Origin of the sequence: Dietzia sp. SLG310A2-38A2 (assembly GCF_014145095.1) — a bacterium.
Taxonomy (GTDB): domain Bacteria; phylum Actinomycetota; class Actinomycetes; order Mycobacteriales; family Mycobacteriaceae; genus Dietzia.
This window is the reverse complement of record NZ_JAALDX010000548.1, coordinates 18,129-19,284: the sequence shown is the minus strand read 5'-3', so window position 1 is coordinate 19,284 and position 1,156 is coordinate 18,129. Positions and strand designations below refer to the sequence as shown.

The window sequence follows — 1,156 nt, the reverse complement described above, 5'->3', positions numbered from 1 at the left end:
CGACGCGCTGGCGGCCGCCGAGCAGGCCGCCGCCGAGAGGGACGAGGCCGCCGCGTCACGCGATCGCGCCACTGGTGAGGCCGAGGGGCTACGCGTAGAGCTGGAGCAGCTGCGCGGTCAGCTCGAGACCGCGCTCAATGACGCCGCCGTCGCACGCGCTAAGGCCGAGGAGTCCGACCGGGCACGGGTCCGGGCGGAGGCCACCTCGGACACCCTGCGGGAAGTCCTGGACTCGCTGCGCGAGACCGCGCGCAAGCCAGGCCAGTCGGATCAGCCGGGCCAGTCATAGCCAGCCCGCCAGAGCACGAAGCGCGCTGACTGTCGGAGGGGAAAGCCACACTGACAGCCGATCTGGCCGTGAGGTCTGTGCGAGCGCCGCGGCGGGAAGGCGTTAGCGACAGGAGTGTGGAATGTGGGATCTGGAGACCGCGCTGTTGGCTACCGCTCTCGTCGCTGGCGGCGCCTTGGCCTTGCCGCCGCCTCGCGCGTGGGGCCGGCGGGTTCTGCGCGGTGATTGGCATGCTCGGTGTTTTGCAAGGGCCGTACGTGGGCGCCGACGGTAGCGGCGCTCGGGCTGCTGGCGTGGTTCGTCGGTCATTGGTCGTTCGCGGTGCGCCACGGGCGTGCACTACCGGGCGCGGATGGCGCTGTGGGTGATCGATAAGACCCCGTTGCGATGGACGATCCCGCGGTACTGGCAACTGCGCCGGCAACGCCGACAAGCAGCGGCCCGCTGACACATCCCGCCCGGGCCGCCAACGAGAATGGCCCCGCCTGCGGGCGGGGCCATTTGGTGTGGGTGACTGTACTCCAGCTTTAGAACAGTGGGGGCGTGTCGAGCGGTGCGGCGTTGCCGGATGCCCGTGCGTAGGCGACCGGGTCCCAGCCGCCCGCCACGGCGTCGCGGACGGCCAGCGAGCGGGCCTGGCGATCGTGGCGCTTGGCCAGGCTGCGGATGATCCCGGTGCGGCCACAGGCCACCGCGTAGAGCAGGTTCGCCGACTGGGTGGAGGCGATGAGGTGTCAAGCCCCGGGTTTTGTAGAGGGTGGTTATCTGGCGTCGATGAGGTCGTCGACGGGCTCTGGTGCCGGTTCGGCCGCCGTGTGTTGGGCTTCGTACTCCGCCGGGGGGACGTAGCCGATCTCGCCGTGGATG

Annotated in this window: 1 protein-coding gene and 1 pseudogene; one reads left to right on the top strand and one right to left on the bottom strand. The window is 70.7% G+C overall.

Features of this window, described 5'->3' with window-relative positions; genetic code table 11:
- Positions 1-289: pseudogene (locus G6027_RS18070) on the top strand (hypothetical protein); the annotation flags it as partial.
- 527 nt (positions 290-816) lie between these two features.
- Here the strand turns inward: G6027_RS18070 and G6027_RS18065 are convergent.
- A complete protein-coding gene (locus G6027_RS18065) occupies positions 817-981 on the bottom strand; it encodes a hypothetical protein (RefSeq protein ID WP_241261438.1) in 165 nt (54 codons plus the stop codon).
- Between the last annotated feature and the right edge of the window lie 175 nt (positions 982-1,156).